The following is a 20,005-nucleotide window of genomic DNA, read 5'->3' as shown; positions in this document are numbered from 1 at the left end:
GTGGGGTCGAAGGAGGCCGCACGTGGGTGTCGCGCGCTCCCGCCGCTCGTGCGAACCACGTCAGCCGTCGCGGCGGCTCTTCCACCTGAAGGTCCCCAGACACAGCAGCAGTCCTCCGACGCACCAGGCGCCGAGCACCAGCGCGATCCGTCCGAATTCCCAGCTCCCCGCCTGTTCGAGCTCCGCGGCGGACTGCGGCAGGAACACGCCCCGGAAACCCTGGCACATCCACTTCAGCGGGAAGAACGCGCTGATGTCGAGCAGCCAGTTGGGCACGGTGCCCACCGGGATGTAGACGCCGGAGATGAACTGGAGCACCAGGAAGGGCAGTACGACCACCGAGCTCGCGCTCCGGCCCGACTTGGGCAGGCTGCTGATCGCTATGCCGGGCAGCGCGCAGCCGCTGATGCCGAGGACGAAGATCCATGAGAAGTCCAGCCACTTCGTCGCGGTCGTCGGCAGATCGAGCCCGAACAGGGTGGAGCCGAACAGCAGCAGCACACCCGTCTCGGCGACACCGGTGGCGAGCACCAGCCAGACCTTGCCGAGGAAGTACGCGGCCGGTGGCATCGGCGTGCCGCGCAGCCTGCGCAGCACCCTCTCGTCCCGCTCGATGGCTATGAAGATGCCGAGCGACTGGAAGCTGACCGACATGATGCCCGCCGCGATCATGCCGGCGGCGTACAGCTGCGAGGCGGTGATCCCGGCGTCCTTGACCTGGTTGCTGAAGATCGACGCGAACAGGGCGAGGAAGACGACCGGGAAGGCGAAGGTGAAGATCACCTGGTCCCGCTGGCGGACGAACTGCCTGATCTCCAGGGCGCCCCGGCGCAGGCCGAGCGACCAGGCGCGATGACCCGCTCGGGATCGCGCGGCGCCGGGTAGTAGCGGGCGAAGTGGTGCACGGTCTCGCGGACCGTGAGCTCGGCGGGCGCCGACTCGTCCTGCCACACGATGCCGACCCGTGAGCGCCAGGCCCGCCCGGCGGTCGCCGGATCCGCGCCGAGGACCAGGACCTCGCCGTCGTCCCGGTCGCGATGGCCCTGCAGGATCTCCACCGTGGTGCTCTTGCCCGCCCCGTTGGGGCCGAGGATGCCGAAGACCTCTCCGTGCCGGATGCCGAGGTCCAGTCCGTCGACCGCGGTGACCTCGCCGTACTGCTTGCGAAGTCCGCGTACGTCAACCGCCAGTTCTGTCATGGCAAAGAGCGTCCCCCGGTTCCGGCGGCGCGGGCACCCTCGTGCGTACCTCCTTATGTCCATCGAACGGTGAACAGTGACCCGGGTGCGGCAGAATGAGGCTGCCCCAGCAGGCCGAACAACGATGACGGGATGACGGACCGGCGCTATGACCACAACAGTTGACGACGTCTCCTCCGACTCCGACCACCAGGGGGTGAGCACCAAGGGGACGGTCGGCGGCAGCCGCGCCTTCGCCTGGCTGCTCGTGATCACCGGCGCGGCCGGTCTGCTCGCGGCCTGGGTCATCACCCTCGACAAGTTCAAGCTCCTCGAGAACCCGAACTTCGTGCCGGGCTGCAGCCTCAACCCGGTGGTGTCCTGCGGCAACATCATGAAGAGCCACCAGGCGGCGGCCTTCGGCTTCCCGAACCCGATGCTGGGCCTGGTCGCGTACGGCATCGTCATCTGCGTCGGCATGAGCCTGCTCGCGGGCGGCCGTTTCCGCCGCTGGTACTGGCTGACCTTCAACGCGGGCACGCTCTTCGGTGTCGGATTCGTCAGCTGGCTCCAGTTCGAGTCGCTGTACCGGATCAACTCGCTGTGCCTGTGGTGCTGCCTGGCCTGGGTCGCCACGATCTTCATGTTCTGGTACGTGACGTCCTTCAACCTCCGCAAGGGCCTGCTGCCGGCGCCGCGCTGGGCGAAGAACTTCCTGTCCGAGTTCACGTGGGTGCTTCCGGTGCTGCACATCGGCGTCATCGGGATGCTGATCCTGACCCGCTGGTGGGACTTCTGGACCAGCTGACGGGCCTCGCTGCGTTGTCAGTGGGGTGACATAGGGTCGTGAGTGTGGAACCCGACCTGTTCACCGCAGCCGCAGAGGACCGCCAGGAGAAAGACCCGGCGGGCAGCCCCCTGGCCGTACGGATGCGCCCGCGCATCCTGGACGAGGTGGTCGGCCAGCAGCACCTCCTGAAGCAGGGCTCGCCGCTGCGGCGGCTGGTGGGGGAGGGCGCCGGCGGGCCCGCCGGTCCGTCCTCGGTGATCCTGTGGGGCCCGCCGGGCACCGGAAAGACGACGCTCGCGTACGTGGTGTCGAAGGCCACGAACAAGCGGTTCGTGGAGCTCTCCGCGATCACCGCCGGGGTGAAGGAGGTCCGCGCGGTCATCGACGGCGCGCGCCGTGCCATCGGCGGCTTCGGCAAGGAGACCGTCCTCTTCCTGGACGAGATCCACCGCTTCTCCAAGGCCCAGCAGGACTCGCTGCTCCCGGCGGTCGAGAACCGCTGGGTCACCCTGATCGCGGCGACCACGGAGAATCCGTACTTCTCGGTGATCTCCCCCCTCCTGTCCCGCTCCCTCCTGCTCACCCTCGAACCGCTGACGGACGACGATCTGCGGTCCCTGGTGCGGCGGGCGCTCACCGAGGAGCGGGGTCTCGGCGAGGCGGTCACCCTGCCCGCCGACGCCGAGGCGCACCTGCTGCGCATCGCGGGCGGCGACGCGCGCCGGGCACTGACCGCCCTTGAGGCGGCGGCCGGTTCGGCCATCGCCAAGTCCGAGCCGGAGATCAGCCTCCAGACCGTCGAGGAGACCGTCGACCGGGCGGCGGTGACGTACGACAAGGGCGGCGACCAGCACTACGACGTGGCGAGCGCGCTGATCAAGTCGATCCGCGGCTCCGACGTCGACGCGGCGCTGCACTACCTGGCCCGGATGATCGAAGCGGGCGAGGATCCCCGCTTCATCGCCCGGCGCCTGATCATCTCCGCGAGCGAGGACATCGGCCTGGCCGACCCGACCGCGCTGCCGACGGCGGTGGCCGCGGCCCAGGCCGTCGCCCTCATCGGTTTTCCCGAGGCGGCCCTGACCCTGAGCCACGCCACGATCGCGCTGGCCCTCGCCCCGAAATCCAACTCCGCGACGACCGCGATCGCCGCCGCGATGGAGGACGTCCGCAAGGGCCTGGCAGGACCCGTCCCACCGCATCTGCGCGACGGCCACTACAAGGGCGCGGCCAAGCTGGGCCACGCGCAGGGTTACGTCTACCCGCACGACGTCCCCGGCGCGATCGCGGCCCAGCAGTACGCCCCGGAGGCGGTGGCGGGCAAGCGCTACTACGAGCCGACACGCTACGGAGCGGAGGCGCGGTACGCGGACGTGGTGGAGAAGGTCCGCGAGCGCCTGGGCCGGGCCCCGGACTAGGGGGTGTCCGCGGCCGCGAAGAGCTGGTGCATCGCGCGGCGCAGGGCCGCGAGGCCGTCAACCGGCTCGGGGAAGTCGAAGCGCGCGTCGAAGGTGTGGCCGTCGGTCCCGGCGAAGCGCACCCGCAGGCCGAACCGGTCGAGCGCCAGCGGAGTGACCCGGGCCGTGGCCTCGCGCTCCACGACGGCGCACAGCCGGCGCAGCTGCTCGCCGTGGGCCGAGTCGAGATGCTGGAGCAGCCCGGTCTCCTGCTGCACCAGCGGATCGGGCTTCGCCGCGGCGAACTCCTCGGCCTCCACCGCGCTCGCGCCCCACAGGTCGTCCACGTACGCGTCGCGGATTTCGAGGCGCAGCGTCGTACGGCCCGGACCCGCCTGACCGGGCACCCGGGTCAGCCAGCCGGAGATCCACGCGCGGCCCCGGATCCGGTGGGGGACGGAGACCGGGGCCACGTCGGTGATCTCCAGAACCGCCGGGACCTCGTCGTCCTGCGCGTGGGTGGCGGCCCGTACGGCCGGGGAGTCGGCGGGGAAGACCAGGAAGACGTCGCCGTCCGGGCCGACGCTGCGGACGTCGGCCATCAGCTGCTCGGGACGGGCTCCGGCAAGGCCGGGAATGAGCAGCACCGACGAGCAGGTACTATGTACGAGAGTTCGTGTGCGCTCGGCTGCTGACGGCATCCGTGCGATTTCAAGTCCGCTGGGACGCGGCTGACCACGATCTGATCGGACCTCCGTCACGTGCCCGGCTCCATGCTTCGACTGGGAGCCGGTGGAGTCGACTTCTCCCGAGGGAGCAGAGTCGACCTTCTCCGTGTTGTCCGTGATGTGACTGGTGTTCCCCGGACGCGACATGCGATCTCCTTGAGTAAGGTGAGCCTAACCTAACCCAACCATGGAGGTTTGGAGAACGTGCCTAACCAGTCGCGTCCCAAGGTCAAGAAGTCTCGTGCGCTCGGCATCGCGCTGACGCCGAAGGCCGTCAAGTACTTCGAGGCCCGCCCCTACCCGCCGGGCGAGCACGGCCGTGGCCGCAAGCAGAACTCGGACTACAAGGTCCGTCTGCTTGAGAAGCAGCGTCTGCGCGCCCAGTACGACATCAGCGAGCGCCAGATGGCGCGTGCCTACGACCGCGCCAAGAAGGCCGAAGGCAAGACGGGCGAGGCGCTGGTCGTCGAGCTCGAGCGCCGCCTCGACGCCCTGGTCCTGCGTTCGGGCATCGCCCGCACCATCTACCAGGCCCGCCAGATGGTCGTGCACGGTCACATCCAGGTCAACGGTGGCAAGGTCGACAAGCCGTCGTTCCGCGTCCGTCCGGACGACGTCGTGACCGTCCGCGAGCGCAGCCGCGAGAAGGTCCCCTTCCAGGTTGCCCGCGAGGGTGGCTACGCCGGCGAGGGCGAGACCCCGCGCTACCTCCAGGTGAACCTGAAGGCCCTGGCCTTCCGCCTGGACCGCGACCCGAACCGCAAGGAAATCCCGGTCATCTGCGACGAGCAGCTCGTCGTCGAGTACTACGCCCGCTGATCCGGACGCAGTACCGGAGCCTCAGCGCTTCAGCCCGCCGTCCCCCCGCTCCGCACGGAGCGGGAGGCGGCGGGCTTCCGCATGTCCGGACCCCTCGTGCGGCTGCGCCCCCGGGGCCTGCATCGCAGAGCAGGCGGTCCAGCCGGGCCGGTTCGCACTCTCGGTCGACGAATCGGCTCAACTCTGCGGGCAGCCGGGAGCGCATGGAACACGCAGCGTGCTCAAGGGTATGCACTGCGTACAATCGGCTTGCCCGACCCCTCTCGCGGCGGCCTGGAACGCGGTACGGGAAGCCACCCCCGGCGCGATAGGGTCGGAGGACGACTTTTTTCGAGTTCCGACGGGTTGCGGGGAGCGGTGCAAGTGTCCGGTGGAGAGGTGGCCGGGATCCTGGTGGCCGTCTTCTGGGCGATCCTGGTGTCCTTCCTCGCGGTCGTTCTCGTGAGGCTGGCCCAGACGCTCAGGGCGACGACCAAACTGGTCGCGGACGTGACCGACCAGGCGGTCCCGCTGCTCGCGGACGCCTCCACCGCGGTGCGCTCCGCACAGACCCAGCTGGACCGGGTCGACGCCATCGCCACGGACGTCCAGGAGGTCACCTCCAACGCGTCCGCGCTCTCCACCACGGTCGCCTCCACCTTCGGCGGACCGCTGGTGAAGGTGGCGGCCTTCGGATACGGGGTGCGCCGGGCGATCGGGCGCAAGGGCGCCGCCCCGGCCGATGTGCCCGAGGGGCCGAGCCGCCGTCAACGAAGCAATGACGCCAGTCACACCGTGATCGTGGGGCGGACCGTGCCGTCCGCGCGGCGGTCGAAGCGAAAGGGCTGACGCTGCGATGTTCCGCCGTACGTTCTGGTTCACCGCGGGCGCGGCCGCCGGCGTCTGGGCCACCACCAAGGTCAACCGGAAGCTGAAACAGCTCACCCCGGAAAGCCTGGCCGCGCGCACCGCCGACAAGGCGGTCGAGGCCGGCCACCGGCTCAAGGACTTCGCCCTCGACATCAAGTCCGGCATGGCGCAGCGCGAGGCCGAACTCAACGACGTCCTGGGCATCGGCGGGGGCGAGCCGCGCGAACTCCCCGCGCAGCGCCGCCTCGTCGCCATCGAGACCACGCAACAGCAGTACACCAAGCATTCGTACAACCGGAATGAGGACCACTGATGGAGTCGGCCGAGATTCGCCGCCGCTGGCTGAGCTTCTTCGAGGAGCGCGGGCACACCGTCGTCCCTTCGGCGTCGCTCATCGCGGACGACCCGACTCTGCTGCTCGTCAACGCGGGCATGGTCCCCTTCAAGCCGTACTTCCTCGGTGAGACCAAGCCGCCCGCGCCGCGCGCCACCAGCGTGCAGAAGTGCGTGCGCACCCCGGACATCGAAGAGGTCGGCAAGACCACCCGGCACGGCACGTTCTTCCAGATGTGCGGCAACTTCTCCTTCGGCGACTACTTCAAGGAAGGCGCCATCGGGTACGCCTGGGAGCTGCTCACCAGCCCCGTGGCGGACGGCGGCTTCGGCCTGGAGCCGGAGAAGCTCTGGATCACCGTCTACCTCGACGACGACGAGGCCGAGCAGATCTGGCGCGACAAGATCGGCGTGCCGGCCGAGCGCATCCAGCGCCTGGGCAAGAAGGACAACTTCTGGTCCATGGGCGTGCCCGGACCCTGCGGCCCCTGCTCCGAGATCAACTACGACCGCGGCCCCGAGTTCGGCGTCGAGGGTGGCCCGGCCGTCAACGACGAGCGGTACGTGGAGATCTGGAACCTGGTCTTCATGCAGTACGAGCGCGGCGCCGGCGAGGGCAAGGAGGACTTCCCGATCCTCGGCGACCTGCCGTCGAAGAACATCGACACGGGTCTCGGCCTCGAACGCCTCGCGATGATCCTGCAGGGCGTGCAGAACATGTACGAGACCGACACCCTGCGCGTCGTCATGGACAAGGCCACCGAGCTGACGGGCGTCCGCTACGGCGACAAGCACGAGTCCGACGTCTCCATGCGCGTCGTCGCCGACCACATCCGTACGTCCGTGATGCTCATCGGTGACGGAGTGACCCCCGGCAACGAGGGCCGCGGCTACGTGCTGCGCCGCATCATGCGCCGCGCCATCCGCAACATGCGGCTGATGGGCGCCACCGGTCCGGTCGTCCAGGACCTGGTCGACGTCGTGATCAACACGATGGGCCGGCAGTACCCGGAGCTCATCACCGACCGCAAGCGCATCGAGACCGTGGCCGGCGCCGAAGAGGCCGCCTTCCTCAAGGCCCTGCGCGGCGGCACCAACATCCTCGACAGCGCCATCACCGAGACCAAGGCCACCGGCGGCACGGTGCTGGCCGGCGACAAGGCGTTCCTGCTCCACGACACCTGGGGCTTCCCGATCGACCTCACCCTGGAGATGGCCGCCGAACAGGGCCTCTCGGTGGACGAGGACGGCTTCCGCCGCCTGATGAAGCAGCAGCGCGACCAGGCCAAGGCCGACGCCAGGGCCAAGAAGACCGGCCACGCCGATCTGTCCGCCTACCGCGAGGTGGCCGACCGGTCCGGCGAGACCGACTTCACGGGCTACACCCAGACCGGGAACGAGTCGACCATCGTCGGCCTGCTGGTCGACGGCGTGCCCTCGCCCGCCGCCACCGAGGGCGACGAGGTGGAGGTCGTCCTCGACCGCAGCCCGTTCTACGCCGAAGGCGGCGGCCAGCTCGCCGACCAGGGCCGGATCAAGCTCGACACCGGCGCCGTCATCGAGGTCCGCGACGTGCAGAAGCCGGTCCCCGGCGTCCACGTCCACAAGGGTGTCGTACAGGTCGGCGAGGTCACGGTCGGCGCCTCCGCGTACGCCGCGATCGACACCAAGCGCCGCCGGGCCATCGCCCGCGCCCACTCCGCCACGCACCTCACCCACCAGGCGCTGCGCGACGCGCTCGGCCCGACGGCCGCCCAGGCCGGCTCCGAGAACTCCCCGGGCCGCTTCCGCTTCGACTTCGGCTCGCCCGCCGCCGTGCCCGGCACGGTCCTCACCGATGTCGAGCAGAAGATCAACGAGGTGCTGGCCCGCGAACTGGACGTGCAGGCCGAGGTCATGTCGATCGACGAGGCCAAGAAGCAGGGCGCCATCGCCGAGTTCGGCGAGAAGTACGGCGAGCGGGTCCGGGTCGTGACCATCGGCGACTTCTCCAAGGAGCTGTGCGGCGGCACCCACGTCCACAACACCGCCCAGCTGGGTCTGGTGAAGCTGCTCGGCGAGTCGTCCATCGGCTCCGGCGTGCGCCGCATCGAGGCCCTGGTCGGCGTCGACGCGTACAACTTCCTGGCCCGCGAGCACACGGTCGTCGCCCAGCTCCAGGAGCTGGTCAAGGGACGCCCCGAGGAGCTCCCGGAGAAGATCTCCAGCATGCTCGGCAAGCTGAAGGACGCCGAGAAGGAGATCGAGAAGTTCCGCGCCGAGAAGGTGCTCCAGGCCGCCGCCGGTCTCGTGGAGTCCGCCAAGGACGTACGCGGTACGGCGCTGGTCACCGGCCAGGTGCCGGACGGCACTTCGGCCGACGACCTGCGCAAGCTGGTCCTCGACGTGCGCGGCCGACTGGATCAATTGTCGGGGGCGGGCGACCGCCCGGCGGTGGTGGCCCTGTTCAGCACGGCCAACGGCCGCCCGCTGACCGTCATCGCCACCAACGAGGCCGCCCGCGAGCGCGGTCTCAAGGCCGGTGAGCTGGTCCGTACCGCCGCCAAGACCCTCGGCGGCGGCGGTGGCGGCAAGCCGGACGTCGCCCAGGGCGGCGGCCAGAACGCGGACGCGATCGGCGACGCCATCGACGCCGTCGAGCGCCAGGTCGCCGAGGTCTCGTGAGCGACGACCGCGCGGCCGCCGGGCCGCAGCCGACGACGATGCCCGAGCCGCCGCGCCGCGCGGTCGGAGAAGCGAACAACCGGGCAGGTGCCTGATGCGACGAGGACGCCGACTGGCGATCGATGTGGGCGACGCCCGGATCGGGGTCGCCTCGTGCGACCCCGACGGGGTGCTCGCCACGCCGGTGGAGACCGTGCCGGGACGCGATGTCCCGGCCGCCCACCGGCGGCTGCGGCAGCTCGTCGCGGAGTACGAACCGCTCGAAGTGGTCGTCGGACTGCCCCGCTCCCTCAACGGGGGCGAGGGCCCGGCGGCGGCCAAAGTCCGCGTCTTCGCCCAGGAGTTGGCGCGCGGCATCGCCCCGGTCGGGGTGCGTCTCGTGGACGAGCGGATGACGACGGTGACGGCGAGTCAGGGGCTGCGCGCCTCGGGCGTGAAGTCCAAGAAGGGCAGATCCGTCATCGACCAGGCCGCCGCCGTGATCATCCTTCAGAACGCGCTGGAGGCCGAACGGGTGTCGGGCAACGCCCCCGGCGAAGGCGTCGAAGTGGTTATCTGATCGCGATACGGTAACGTTCCGCGCGATGCGGAGGCATTCGAACAGTCGCCGCACAGCAAAAGAGGCGGACCGTCCGGATGCCTCGCGGCTCTAGGGGACCGATGACTGAGTATGGCCGGGGCGCAGGCTCCGAACCGTGGCACCCAGAGGACCCCCTCTACGGGGACCAGGGATGGGCAGCGCAGCAGGCTGCCTCCGGCCAGGCTCCGTACGGCGGCCAGCAGCAGTCGCAGCATCAGCAGCACTACCCGCAGCAGCCGCAGGACCAGTACGCGCAGCACCCGCAGGGCCAGTACGTGCCCCAGCCGCACTACGCCGAGCAGCCCCAGCAGGGCTACCCGCAGCAGCAGTACCCGGCGCAGCAGCACTACCCGCAGCAGCCCCAGGACCAGTACGCGCAGCAGCCCCAGCCTCCCCAGCAGTACAACGGGGGCTGGGACACCGGCCAGCAGGCCGCCATGCCGTACGCGGGTCAGCAGCCCGATGCGTACCCCAACGGCTACGCGGGCGAGGGCCACGACTCCTACCGCACGCCCGAGGCGTACCCGCCGCCGCAGCCGCCCGGCCAGCGCCAGGCGCCCACCGTGCCCGAGGTCCCCGAGCAGGGCCAGGAGTGGAACGCGGAGCAGGAGCCGCAGGAGGAGAACCACCCGTTCTTCACCGGCGTTGACGACAGCGAACGCAATGACGACGATCCGGGCGACTCCCGTCGGGGCGCCGGGGACGGCGGCCGAGACCGGCGCGGCAAGACCAAGAAGAAGGGCAAGAGCGGACGCGCCTGCCTGGTTCTGACGGTCATCTTCGCCGTCGGCGTGGGCGGCGTCGGCTATGTCGGCTACGAGTTCTACCAGAGCAAGTTCGGCGCGGCCCCCGACTACGTGGGCGAAGGCAGCGGCGAGACGGTCACCGTCGAGATCCCGACGGGTGCGGGCGGCTCCGAGATCGGCCAGCTCCTGAAGGAGGCCGGTGTCGTGAAGAGCATCGACGCCTTCGTCCAGGCCCAGAACAACAATCCCAAGGGCAAGACGATCCAGGCCGGTGCCTACACCATGAAGAAGGGCATGTCCGCCGCCAACGCGGTCGCCCTGATGCTCAACCCGACCAGCCGCAACGCGCTCATCATTCCCGAAGGTAAACGCAACGCCTGGGTCTACCAGCAGATCGACCAGCGGCTCGGCGTCCCCGAAGGCACGACCAAGAACGCCGCGTTCAAGAACGCCGACAGCCTGGGTCTGCCCGACTGGGCCAAGGGCCACAAGAACGTCAAGGATCCGCTGGAAGGATTCCTCTACCCGGCCAGCTACCCGGTCGCCAAGGGCATGAAGCCCGAGGACGTGCTGCGCAAGATGGTCTCGCGGGCCGACTCCGAGTACGGCAAGCAGGACCTTGCGGCCGAGGCCAAGAAGCTGAACGTGGACGGCCCCTGGCAGGTCATCACCATCGCCAGCCTCGTGCAGGCGGAGGGCAAGACGCACGACGACTTCCAGAAGATGGCCGAGGTCGTCTACAACCGCCTCAAGCCGTCCAACACCCAGACCAACCAGAAGCTCCAGTTCGACTCGGCGTACAACTACCTCACCGGCAAGAGCAACATCAAGATCGGCGAGTCCGAGATCAACAGCAACCCGGACCCGTACAACACGTACAAGTGGCGGGGTCTGACCCCCGGACCCATCGGCAACCCGGGCACCGAGGCGCTGGCCGCCGCGCTCAGCCCGACGAGCGACGGCTGGCTGTACTTCGTGGCCACCGACGGCGAGCACAAGACCGAGTTCGCCAAGACCTACGCCGAGTTCAACAAGCTGAAGGAAAAGTTCAATGGCCAGACCGGCCAGTGAGGGCGCGCGCCGGGCGGCCGTGCTCGGCTCGCCCATCGCGCACTCGCTCTCCCCGGTCCTGCACCGGGCCGCCTACGCGGAACTCGGCCTCGGCCACTGGTCGTACGACCGTTTCGAGGTGGACGAGGCCGGGCTCCCCGGCTTCGTCGCGGAGCTCGACGCATCCTGGGCGGGGCTCTCGCTCACCATGCCGCTGAAGCGGGCGATCATCCCGCTGCTCGACGGGATCAGCGACACGGCCGCCTCGGTCGAGGCGGTCAACACCGTCGTCCTCACCGACGACGGCCGCCGCCTCGGCGACAACACCGACATCCCCGGCATGATCGCGGCCCTGGGCGAACGCGGCGTGCGCGACGTCGAGTCCGCCGCCGTGCTCGGCGCGGGCGCGACCGCGTCCTCGGCGCTCGCCGCGCTCGCGCGGATCTGCGCCGGCCCGGTCACCGCCTACGTACGCAGCGAGGCGCGGGCCGAGGAGATGCGCGGCTGGGGCGAACGGCTCGGCGTCGACGTCCGTACCGCCGACTGGGCGCAGGCGGCCCGGGCCTTCGAGGCGCCGCTGGTCATCGCCACCACCCCGGCCGGCACCACCGACGCCCTGGCCGCGGCCGTCCCCGAGCACCCCGGCACCCTCTTCGACGTGCTGTACGAGCCCTGGCCGACCGCGCTCGCGGCCGCCTGGTCGGGGCGCGGGGGAGCCGTCGTCGGCGGACTCGACCTCCTGGTGCACCAGGCGGTGCTCCAGGTCGAGCAGATGACGGGCTGCGCGAGCGCTCCGCTGGAGGCGATGCGCAAGGCGGGCGAAGCGGCACTGGCACTCCGCTGAGCCCTCCTGGCCGGGGCGCCCTACAGGGGCGCGGGGAACTGTGCGACCAGCCCACGACGGCCCGCACCTGACCAGATCACAGTCCGACTGCTGGACCAGGGCCCGGCCCACCACCGTGGACGTGGGAGGATCATTGGTGGCGGGCCAGGGCCGCGCACCCCGGCCGCGCCGCAGTAGTCCAGGACGCGCGAGCAACGAGGAGCACCGTTGAGCAGGTTGCGCTGGCTGACCGCTGGGGAATCCCACGGACCCGCACTTGTCGCGACGCTGGAGGGTCTTCCCGCCGGCGTACCGATCACCACGGAGATGGTGGCCGACCACCTGGCCCGGCGGCGGCTCGGCTATGGACGCGGCGCCCGCATGAAGTTCGAGCGCGACGAGGTGACCTTCCTCGGCGGCGTTCGGCACGGCCTGACCATGGGCTCGCCGGTCGCGGTCATGGTGGGGAACACCGAGTGGCCCAAGTGGGAACAGGTCATGTCGGCCGACCCCGTGGACCCCGAGATCCTCGCCGAGCTGGCCCGCAACGCCCCGCTGACCCGGCCCCGGCCCGGCCACGCCGACCTCGCCGGCATGCAGAAGTACGGCTTCGACGAGGCCCGGCCGATCCTGGAGCGCGCCAGCGCCCGGGAGACCGCCGCCCGCGTCGCGCTCGGCGCCGTTGCCCGCTCCTACCTCAAGGAGACGGCCGGCATCGAGATCGTCTCGCACGTCGTGGAGCTGGCCGCCGCCAAGGCCCCGTACGGCGTCTACCCGACCCCCGCCGACGTCGAGAAGCTCGACGCCGACCCGGTGCGCTGCCTGGACGCGGACGCGTCGAAGGCGATGGTCGCCGAGATCGACCAGGCCCACAAGGACGGCGACACCCTCGGCGGTGTGGTCGAGGTGCTCGCGTACGGAGTGCCGGTCGGCCTCGGTTCGCATGTGCACTGGGACCGCCGCCTGGACGCGCGGCTCGCCGCCGCCCTCATGGGCATCCAGGCCATCAAGGGCGTCGAGGTCGGCGACGGCTTCGACCTGGCCCGGGTGCCCGGCTCGCAGGCCCACGACGAGATCGTGCAGACGCCCGAGGGCGTCAAGCGCACCTCCGGCCGCTCCGGCGGCACCGAGGGCGGCCTCACCACCGGTGAACTGCTGCGCGTACGGGCCGCGATGAAGCCCATCGCGACCGTGCCCCGCGCGCTCGCCACCATCGACGTCGCCACCGGCGAGGCCGCCAAGGCGCACCACCAGCGCTCCGACGTGTGCGCCGTGCCGGCCGCCGGCATCGTCGCCGAGGCCATGGTCGCGCTCGTCCTCGCGGACGCGGTCGCCGAGAAGTTCGGCGGGGACAGCGTGCCCGAGACCCGCCGCAACGTCCGCTCGTACCTCGACAACCTGCAGATCCGGTGAGCACCGGACCGCTGGTCGTCCTGGTCGGGCCGATGGGCTCGGGCAAGTCCACCGTGGGCGCGCTGCTCGCCGAGCGGCTCGGCGCGCCCTACCGGGACACCGACGCCGACATCGTGGCAGCCCAGGGCCGGGAGATCTCGGACATCTTCATCGAGGAGGGCGAGCCGCACTTCCGCGACCTGGAGCGGGAGGCGGTACGAGCCGCGCTCGCCGAGCACACCGGCGTGCTGTCCCTCGGCGGCGGCGCCATCCTCGACGCCTCGACGCGCGCGCTGCTCGCGCCGCACCCCGTCGTCTATCTCTCGATGGACGTCGAGGCCGCGGTCAGGCGCGTCGGCCTGAACACCGCCCGGCCGCTGCTCGCCGTCAACCCGCGCCGGCAGTGGCGCGAACTCATGGACGCGCGGCGCCATTTGTACACCGAAGTCGCCCGTGCGGTCGTCGCGACCGACGAGCGCACCCCCGAAGAGGTCGCCCAGGCGGTCCTCGACGCACTGGAGTTGAAGGACGCATGACGGAGCAGGCACCCACCCGGATCCAGGTCGGCGGCAGTGCCGGGACGGAGCCGTACGAAGTGCTCGTCGGCCGGCGGCTGCTGGGCGAACTGCCCGGACTGATCGGCGACCGGACGAAGCGGATCGCGATCATCCACCCGGAGGCGCTGGCCGGCACCGGCGACGCGATCCGCGAGGACCTCGCGGCCGAGGGCTACGAGGTCATCGCCATCCAGGTCCCGAACGCCGAGGAGGCCAAGACCGCCGAGGTCGCCGCCTACTGCTGGAAGGCGCTCGGCCAGTCCGGCTTCACCCGCACCGACGTCGTCATCGGCGTGGGCGGCGGCGCCACCACCGACCTGGCCGGATTCGTCGCCGCGACCTGGCTGCGCGGGGTGCGCTGGATCTCGGTGCCGACCACCGTGCTCGGCATGGTCGACGCGGCCGTCGGCGGCAAGACCGGCATCAACACCGCCGAGGGCAAGAACCTCGTCGGCGCCTTCCACCCGCCGGTCGGCGTCCTGTGCGACCTGGCCGCGCTGGACTCGCTGCCGGTGCACGACTACGTGTCGGGCATGGCCGAGGTCATCAAGACCGGCTTCATCGCCGACCCGGTCATCCTCGACCTCATCGAGTCCGACCCGGCCGGCGCCCGCACCCCCGAGGGCCCGCACACGGCCGAGCTGATCGAGCGCTCCATCCGGGTCAAGGCCGAAGTGGTCTCCGGCGACCTGAAGGAATCGGGTCGGCGCGAGATCCTCAACTACGGGCACACCCTCGCCCACGCGATCGAGAAGAACGAGCGCTACAAGTGGCGGCACGGCGCGGCCGTCTCCGTGGGCCTGGTCTTCGCGGCCGAACTCGGCCGTCTGGCGGGCCGGTTGGACGACGCGACCGCCGACCGGCACAGCGCCATCCTGGAGTCCGTCGGCCTGCCGCTCACCTACCGCGGCGACCAGTGGCCCAAGCTCCTGGAGAACATGAAGCTGGACAAGAAGTCCCGCGGCAACCTGCTCCGCTTCATCGTCCTGGACGGCCTCGCCAAGCCGACCGTCCTGGAGGGCCCGGATCCGGCGGTGCTGCTCGCCGCGTACGGCGAGGTCTCCGCATGAGCCGACGGGTGTTCGTCCTCAACGGCCCCAACCTGGGCCGCCTCGGCTCCCGCGAGCCGGACGTCTACGGCGCCACCAGCTACGCGGGCCTGGTCGAGGTGTGCGAAGCGCTCGGCAAGGAACTCGGCTTCGACGTCTCGGTCCGCGAGACCAACGACGAGGGCGAGCTGATCCGCTGGCTGCACGAGGCCGCCGACGGCCGGATTCCGGTCGTCATCAACCCGGGCGCGTTCACCCACTATTCGTACGCGATGCGCGACGCGGCCGCCCAGCGCACCGCACCGCTCATCGAGGTGCACATCTCGAACCCGTACGCCCGTGAGGAGTTCCGCCACACCTCGGTGATCGCGCCGGTCGCCACCGGCACCGTCGCGGGCTTCGGCATCGGCTCCTACCGCCTGGCGCTGCGCGCGCTCGCCGACGAAATCGACAGCTGACGGGCACTGTTGCCGCTCTTCGGCCGTTCACACTGTGACGGCCGGGAGAGGTACGGTTCTGCACCGGGCCGTCCGCCGCCGACGGGCGCCCGACCAGCGCCAGTTGCCTGTACGAGACGGAGTGGCACCGGATGCAGCACGCAGGGGGGGCTCCACTGCCGCCGCCCCACGCCCCGGGGCAGCCCCCGCACGACTGGGCCCAGGGCATCGAGCCCGAGCGGACGGCCCCGCTCCGTCCGGGCCCGCCCCCGGCCGGCCCGCCCGCGCCCGCTGCCCCGATACCGCAGCCGCCGCCGTACCAGCCCGGCCCCTCGCCGGGGCCCGAGCCGGCGGCCGCTCAGCTCCCCGCACACCCGCGGCCGCAGGCCCCCCAGCACCCCGTGCTTCCGCACGCGCCGGGCCGCAGCGGTCATCCCGGGCCGCCGCAGGCGCCCGGACCGGGGTGGCGGGGGCCCGCACCGCAGCACGCTCCGGCGCCGCCGTCCCGCGACACGACCGGCCATGTCTCGCTGCCGCCCGGCGGCCCCGTCCCGCTGCCACAGGCGCCCGAGGGCACCGGGGCGACCACGCTCGCGGTGCTGCTCATCGGCCCGGCCGGGGCCGGCAAGACGACCGTGGCGCGGTACTGGGCGCAGCACCGCCGGGTACCGACCGCGCATATCAGCCTCGACGACGTACGCGAATGGGTGTGCTCGGGGTTCGCAGATCCGCAGGCGGGCTGGAACGACCATTCCGAGGCCCAGTACCGGCTCGCCCGCCGCACCTGCGGTTTCGCGGCGCGCAACTTCCTCGCCAACGGGATCTCGTGCATCCTCGACGACGCGGTGTTCCCCGACCGGCCGGTCGTGGGCCTCGGCGGCTGGAAGCGGCACGTGGGCCCGGGGCTGCTGCCGGTCGTGCTGCTGCCGGGCCTCGAAGTGGTCCTGGAGCGCAACGCGGAGCGGAGCGGCAACCGCCGTCTCTCCGACGAGGAGGTCGCCGGAATCCACGGCCGGATGGCTGGCTGGTACGGCTCGGGCCTCCCGATCATCGACAACTCCCAGTACGACGTCCCCACCACGGCCCGCCTCCTGGACGACGTCCTGGCCCGAACCATCGCCAGCCCCCCGAACTGGTAAACCCTGGCGAAAAGGAGCCCGTCCGGCGATTGAGGACGAAGCGCTGGGTGCCCCTGACGACGGGGCCGGGACCGGCCAGCCCAGCAGGGGAGCACCCCCGAGCCCGTCCGGCGATTGAGGACAGGAACGGACCGACTACCGGGGCGGCCCCCGGTCGGACGCGCAGAACCAGCCAACCCCCGCCCCCGCAAATACGCTCAAGACATGTCAGAGGTGTTCGCGGTGCGCCGCGGCTGGCTGCGGGACCGCTGCGCGGCCGCAGGCAGCGCGGCCGCCCTGGTCTCGCGCCCGGCCAATGTCCGCTACCTCGCGGGCGGCGCCCCGCCCGGCGCGGTCCTGCTGATCGGCCCCGTCGAGGACGTACTGCTGTGCCCCGGCACGCCGTCGGGCGACCTCATCGAGGGGCACCTGGACGAGCAGCTGCGCCTCATCGTGCTGCCCGCCCCCGGCGGCGACCCCGCCGTCGCGGCCGCCGACCTCGCCCAGACCAGCGGCGCCGACTCGCTGGCCGTGGAGGAGCACCACCTCTCGGTGGCCCGGCACCGCGCGCTCGGCTCGGTGGCGCCCCGGCTGCTCCTGAGCGACCTCGGCAGCGCCGTCGAGCAGCGCCGCCTCGTCAAGGACGAGGAGGAGATCGCCTGCCTGCGCATCGCCGCGGAGATCACCGACCAGGCGCTCGGCGAACTCCTGGAGTCGATTCTGGTGGGCCGTACCGAGCGGCACCTCGCGCTGGAACTGGAGCGCCGCCTGGTCGACCACGGCGCCGACGGGCCCGCCTTCATGACCTCGGTCGGCACCGGCCCCAACTCCGGCCGGGGCGGCCACCGCCCGGCCGACCGACGGGTCGAGGAGGGTGACTTCCTCTCTGTCTGCCTGGGCGCCTCGTACCGCGGATACCGCTGCGAGATCGGCCGTACGTTTGTGATCGGCACCACCCCCGCCGACTGGCAGATCGAGCTGTACGACGCCGTTTTCGCAGCCCAGCGGGCCGGCCGGGAGGCGCTTGTGCCGGGCGCGGAGTACCGCGCGGTGGACCGCGCGGCTCGCCAGGTGCTGGACGCCGCGGGCCACGCCGAGGCCTTCGGACCGCTCACCGGACACGGTGTCGGCATCGAAATCGACGAGGAGCCGCAGCTCGCACCTGGAGCCATGGGTAAACTGGACACTTGCGTGCCGGTCACCGTCGAACCGGGGGTCCACCTCCCGGGCCGGGGCGGCGTCCGGATCGATGACACGCTCGTCGTACGCCCCGAGGCGGACGGCGGCCCCGAGCTACTCACCATCACGACCAAGGAGCTGCTAGCGCTCTAGCGCGCGTACGTGCCCCGGGTACGTACCCTCGGTCGTCCACCAGCTTTCAGTCCAGGAGATTCCGCAACCGTGGCTTCCACGAACGACCTCAAGAACGGCCTGGTGCTCAAGCTCGACGGAGGCCAGCTCTGGTCCGTCGTCGAGTTCCAGCACGTCAAGCCCGGCAAGGGCCCGGCCTTCGTGCGCACCAAGCTCAAGAACGTGCTCTCCGGCAAGGTGGTCGACAAGACCTTCAACGCCGGTGTGAAGGTCGAGACGGCCACCATCGACCGCCGCGACATGCAGTTCTCGTACATGGACGGCGAGTACTTCGTCTTCATGGACATGAACACCTATGACCAGCTGATGGTCGACCGCAAGTCCGTCGGTGACGCCGCCAACTTCCTCATCGAGGGCTTCACGGCCTCCGTCGCCCAGCACGAGGGCGAGGTGCTCTACGTCGAGCTCCCGGCCGCCGTCGAGCTGACGATCCAGCACACCGACCCGGGCGTCCAGGGCGACCGCTCCACCGGCGGCACCAAGCCGGCCACCCTGGAGACCGGTTACGAGATCGGCGTCCCGCTCTTCATCACCACCGGTGAGAAGATCAAGGTCGACACCCGCACGGGCGACTACCTCGGCCGGGTGAACAGCTAACCGTGGCTGCCCGGAACAAGGCCCGCAAGCGCGCCTTCCAGATCCTCTTCGAGGCCGACCAGCGCGGTGAGTCCGTGCAGACGGTCCTCGCGGACTGGGTGCGGCACTCGCGGTCCGACGACCGTCAGCCGCCAGTCGCCGAGTACACGATGCAGCTTGTCGAGGGGTACGCGGGCCACGTCGCCCGCATCGACGACCTGATCTCCACGTACGCGGTGGGCTGGACGCTCGACCGGATGCCGGTCGTCGACCGGAACATCCTGCGCCTCGGCGCGTACGAGCTGGTCTGGGAGGACGAAACGCCCGACGCGGTCGTCATTGACGAGGCCGTGCAGCTGGCGAAGGAGTTCTCCACGGACGACTCACCGGCCTTTGTGAACGGGCTCCTGGCCCGTTTCAAGGACCTCAAGCCGAACCTGCGCCACGACGACTCCTAGCCGTCCGTCGCACCACCGGCCACGAAGGGCCCGCAGCACGCAGGTGCTGCGGGCCCTTCGGCGTTCTCCTGTCCGCCCGTGCGGGCGCGCGAAAAAGCCGTCGGGGGGGGGGGGGGGGGGGGGGGGGGGGGGGGGGGGGGGGGCCGCCGCCGCGGGCGCGGGGGGGGGGGGGGGGGGGGGGCGCGGGCCCCCCCCCGCGGCCCCCCCCCCCCCCCGCCCCCCCCCCCCCCCCCCCCCCCCCCCCCCCCCCCCCCCCCCCCCCCCCCCCCCCCCCCCCCCCCCCCCCCCCCCCCCCCCACGTTTCTGCTGAAGAGGCGTCAGCCCTCTTCGTGGGCGACCGCACGGCGCGCGTCCGCGTCGAGCACGCCCCAGCTGATCAGCTGCTCGGTCAGCACCGAGGGCGACTGGTCGTAGATCACGGCAAGCGTGCGCAGATCGTCCTGGCGGATCGAGAGGACCTTGCCGTTGTAGTCGCCGCGCTGCGACTGGATCGTCGCGGCATAGCGCTGCAGCGGGCCCGCCTTCTCCGGCGGCACGTGCGCCAGGCGCTCAAGGTCGAGGACCAGCTTCGGCGGCGGCTCGGCGGCCCCGCCCGGCGTGGTGCCCGGCAGCAGCTCCTGCACCGGAACCCCGTAGAAGTCCGCCAGCTCGGCAAGGCGCTGTACGGTCACGGCGCGGTCGCCACGCTCGTACGAGCCCACCACGACGGCCTTCCAGCGGCCCTGCGACTTCTCCTCCACGCCGTGGAGGGAGAGGCCCTGCTGGGTGCGGATGGCGCGGAGCTTGGCCCCGAGCTGTTTTGCGTATTCGCTGGACATATAGCTCCCCGGACGCTGTGACAACGTGCGGCTCCGCCGCGCGGCTGTAACTCACTGTGAGGTTACGCAGCGTTACTTGGCCGCGTCAAGCCGAATGGTCCACACCCCCGCCCCAGAGGAGTGACGGACTCCGCGCGGGGCACGCCCTTGCAGGCCACCGCGATTTCCTCCGGCAGACTCACCCGTTCGGGTGAGGACCCGGTGCGGGGCGCCGGTCGGTCCCTGGTACCGTGGATGAAGCAATTTCGACGTCCTTTAAGGTCCGTCCCGTG

General features: G+C 71.1%; 20 protein-coding genes and 1 pseudogene. 17 read left to right on the top strand and 4 right to left on the bottom strand.

Going from position 1 to position 20,005, the window contains the following annotated elements; genetic code table 11:
- Window positions 1–60: 60 nt before the first annotated feature.
- Both ACIBK6_RS12410 and ACIBK6_RS12405 read right to left on the bottom strand, forming a co-directional pair.
- Entirely contained in the window at window positions 61–834 is a 774-nt protein-coding gene (locus tag ACIBK6_RS12410; protein ID WP_399051438.1) for an ABC transporter permease, read from the bottom strand.
- Between the two features lie 14 nt (window positions 835–848).
- Window positions 849–1,199: pseudogene (locus ACIBK6_RS12405) on the bottom strand (ATP-binding cassette domain-containing protein); the annotation flags it as partial.
- A 148-nt stretch (window positions 1,200–1,347) separates the two neighbouring features.
- Here ACIBK6_RS12405 and ACIBK6_RS12400 point away from each other — a divergent pair.
- Both ACIBK6_RS12400 and ACIBK6_RS12395 read left to right on the top strand, forming a co-directional pair.
- Window positions 1,348–1,986: a vitamin K epoxide reductase family protein gene (locus ACIBK6_RS12400; RefSeq protein ID WP_399051150.1), complete on the top strand. Its 639-nt coding sequence runs from the start codon at window positions 1,348–1,350 to the stop codon at window positions 1,984–1,986.
- Window positions 1,987–2,030: 44 nt separating this feature from the next.
- Window positions 2,031–3,386: a replication-associated recombination protein A gene (locus ACIBK6_RS12395; protein WP_399051437.1), complete on the top strand. Its 1,356-nt coding sequence runs from the start codon at window positions 2,031–2,033 to the stop codon at window positions 3,384–3,386.
- Here the strand turns inward: ACIBK6_RS12395 and ACIBK6_RS12390 are convergent.
- Window positions 3,383–4,066, bottom strand: a complete 684-nt coding sequence (locus ACIBK6_RS12390) for a DUF2470 domain-containing protein (RefSeq protein WP_399051149.1) — start codon at window positions 4,064–4,066, stop codon at window positions 3,383–3,385. The two genes, ACIBK6_RS12395 and ACIBK6_RS12390, sit on opposite strands and share 4 nt — an antisense overlap.
- Before the next feature lie 231 nt (window positions 4,067–4,297).
- Between ACIBK6_RS12390 and rpsD the strand changes: the two genes are divergently transcribed.
- The 15 genes from rpsD to nusB all read left to right on the top strand — a co-directional run bounded on the left by rpsD (window position 4,298) and on the right by nusB (window position 18,915).
- Window positions 4,298–4,912: a 30S ribosomal protein S4 gene (rpsD, locus tag ACIBK6_RS12385; RefSeq protein ID WP_053723667.1), complete on the top strand. Its 615-nt coding sequence runs from the start codon at window positions 4,298–4,300 to the stop codon at window positions 4,910–4,912.
- A gap of 363 nt (window positions 4,913–5,275) precedes the next feature.
- Window positions 5,276–5,740: a DUF948 domain-containing protein gene (locus tag ACIBK6_RS12380; RefSeq protein WP_399051148.1), complete on the top strand. Its 465-nt coding sequence runs from the start codon at window positions 5,276–5,278 to the stop codon at window positions 5,738–5,740.
- 7 nt (window positions 5,741–5,747) lie between these two features.
- Entirely contained in the window at window positions 5,748–6,074 is a 327-nt protein-coding gene (locus ACIBK6_RS12375) for a DUF6167 family protein (protein WP_399051147.1), read from the top strand.
- Window positions 6,074–8,758 carry an alanine--tRNA ligase gene (alaS, locus tag ACIBK6_RS12370; RefSeq protein WP_399051146.1) on the top strand — a complete coding sequence of 895 codons (2,685 nt, stop codon included), beginning with the start codon at window positions 6,074–6,076 and terminating at the stop codon, window positions 8,756–8,758. The genes ACIBK6_RS12375 and alaS overlap by 1 nt, the downstream gene beginning before the upstream one ends.
- 94 nt (window positions 8,759–8,852) lie before the next feature.
- A complete protein-coding gene (ruvX, locus tag ACIBK6_RS12365) occupies window positions 8,853–9,317 on the top strand; it encodes a Holliday junction resolvase RuvX (RefSeq protein WP_399051145.1) in 465 nt (154 codons plus the stop codon).
- A 101-nt stretch (window positions 9,318–9,418) separates the two neighbouring features.
- Window positions 9,419–11,155, top strand: coding sequence for an endolytic transglycosylase MltG (gene mltG / locus ACIBK6_RS12360; RefSeq protein ID WP_399051144.1), 1,737 nt, complete (start codon window positions 9,419–9,421; stop codon window positions 11,153–11,155).
- The gene (locus tag ACIBK6_RS12355; protein ID WP_399051143.1) at window positions 11,136–11,978 is read left to right on the top strand and encodes a shikimate dehydrogenase; all 843 of its coding nucleotides are present in this window, start codon (window positions 11,136–11,138) and stop codon (window positions 11,976–11,978) included. The genes mltG and ACIBK6_RS12355 overlap by 20 nt, the downstream gene beginning before the upstream one ends.
- A 207-nt stretch (window positions 11,979–12,185) precedes the next feature.
- A complete protein-coding gene (gene aroC / locus ACIBK6_RS12350) occupies window positions 12,186–13,370 on the top strand; it encodes a chorismate synthase (protein WP_399051142.1) in 1,185 nt (394 codons plus the stop codon).
- Entirely contained in the window at window positions 13,367–13,885 is a 519-nt protein-coding gene (locus tag ACIBK6_RS12345) for a shikimate kinase (RefSeq protein ID WP_399051141.1), read from the top strand. The genes aroC and ACIBK6_RS12345 overlap by 4 nt, the downstream gene beginning before the upstream one ends.
- The gene (aroB, locus tag ACIBK6_RS12340; protein WP_399051140.1) at window positions 13,882–14,976 is read left to right on the top strand and encodes a 3-dehydroquinate synthase; all 1,095 of its coding nucleotides are present in this window, start codon (window positions 13,882–13,884) and stop codon (window positions 14,974–14,976) included. The genes ACIBK6_RS12345 and aroB overlap by 4 nt, the downstream gene beginning before the upstream one ends.
- The gene (gene aroQ, locus ACIBK6_RS12335) at window positions 14,973–15,413 is read left to right on the top strand and encodes a type II 3-dehydroquinate dehydratase (RefSeq protein ID WP_399051139.1); all 441 of its coding nucleotides are present in this window, start codon (window positions 14,973–14,975) and stop codon (window positions 15,411–15,413) included. Before aroB ends, aroQ begins: the two co-directional genes overlap by 4 nt.
- A 131-nt stretch (window positions 15,414–15,544) precedes the next feature.
- Window positions 15,545–16,531: a Pro-rich N-terminal domain-containing protein gene (locus ACIBK6_RS12330; protein WP_399051138.1), complete on the top strand. Its 987-nt coding sequence runs from the start codon at window positions 15,545–15,547 to the stop codon at window positions 16,529–16,531.
- 204 nt (window positions 16,532–16,735) lie between these two features.
- Window positions 16,736–17,842: a M24 family metallopeptidase gene (locus ACIBK6_RS12325; protein ID WP_399051137.1), complete on the top strand. Its 1,107-nt coding sequence runs from the start codon at window positions 16,736–16,738 to the stop codon at window positions 17,840–17,842.
- 69 nt (window positions 17,843–17,911) lie between these two features.
- Entirely contained in the window at window positions 17,912–18,478 is a 567-nt protein-coding gene (efp, locus tag ACIBK6_RS12320) for an elongation factor P (protein WP_399051136.1), read from the top strand.
- 2 nt (window positions 18,479–18,480) lie between these two features.
- Window positions 18,481–18,915: a transcription antitermination factor NusB gene (gene nusB, locus ACIBK6_RS12315; protein WP_399051135.1), complete on the top strand. Its 435-nt coding sequence runs from the start codon at window positions 18,481–18,483 to the stop codon at window positions 18,913–18,915.
- 317 nt (window positions 18,916–19,232) lie between these two features.
- Here the strand turns inward: nusB and bldD are convergent, their stop codons facing one another.
- Window positions 19,233–19,733: a transcriptional regulator BldD gene (gene bldD, locus ACIBK6_RS12310; protein WP_014044812.1), complete on the bottom strand. Its 501-nt coding sequence runs from the start codon at window positions 19,731–19,733 to the stop codon at window positions 19,233–19,235.
- Window positions 19,734–20,005: the final 272 nt, after the last annotated feature.

This window comes from Streptomyces sp. NPDC050485, assembly GCF_044458185.1.
Classification (GTDB): Bacteria; Actinomycetota; Actinomycetes; order Streptomycetales; family Streptomycetaceae; genus Streptomyces.
Note: the sequence above shows the minus strand (reverse complement) of the source record. Positions and strands in the feature narration are given on the sequence as shown.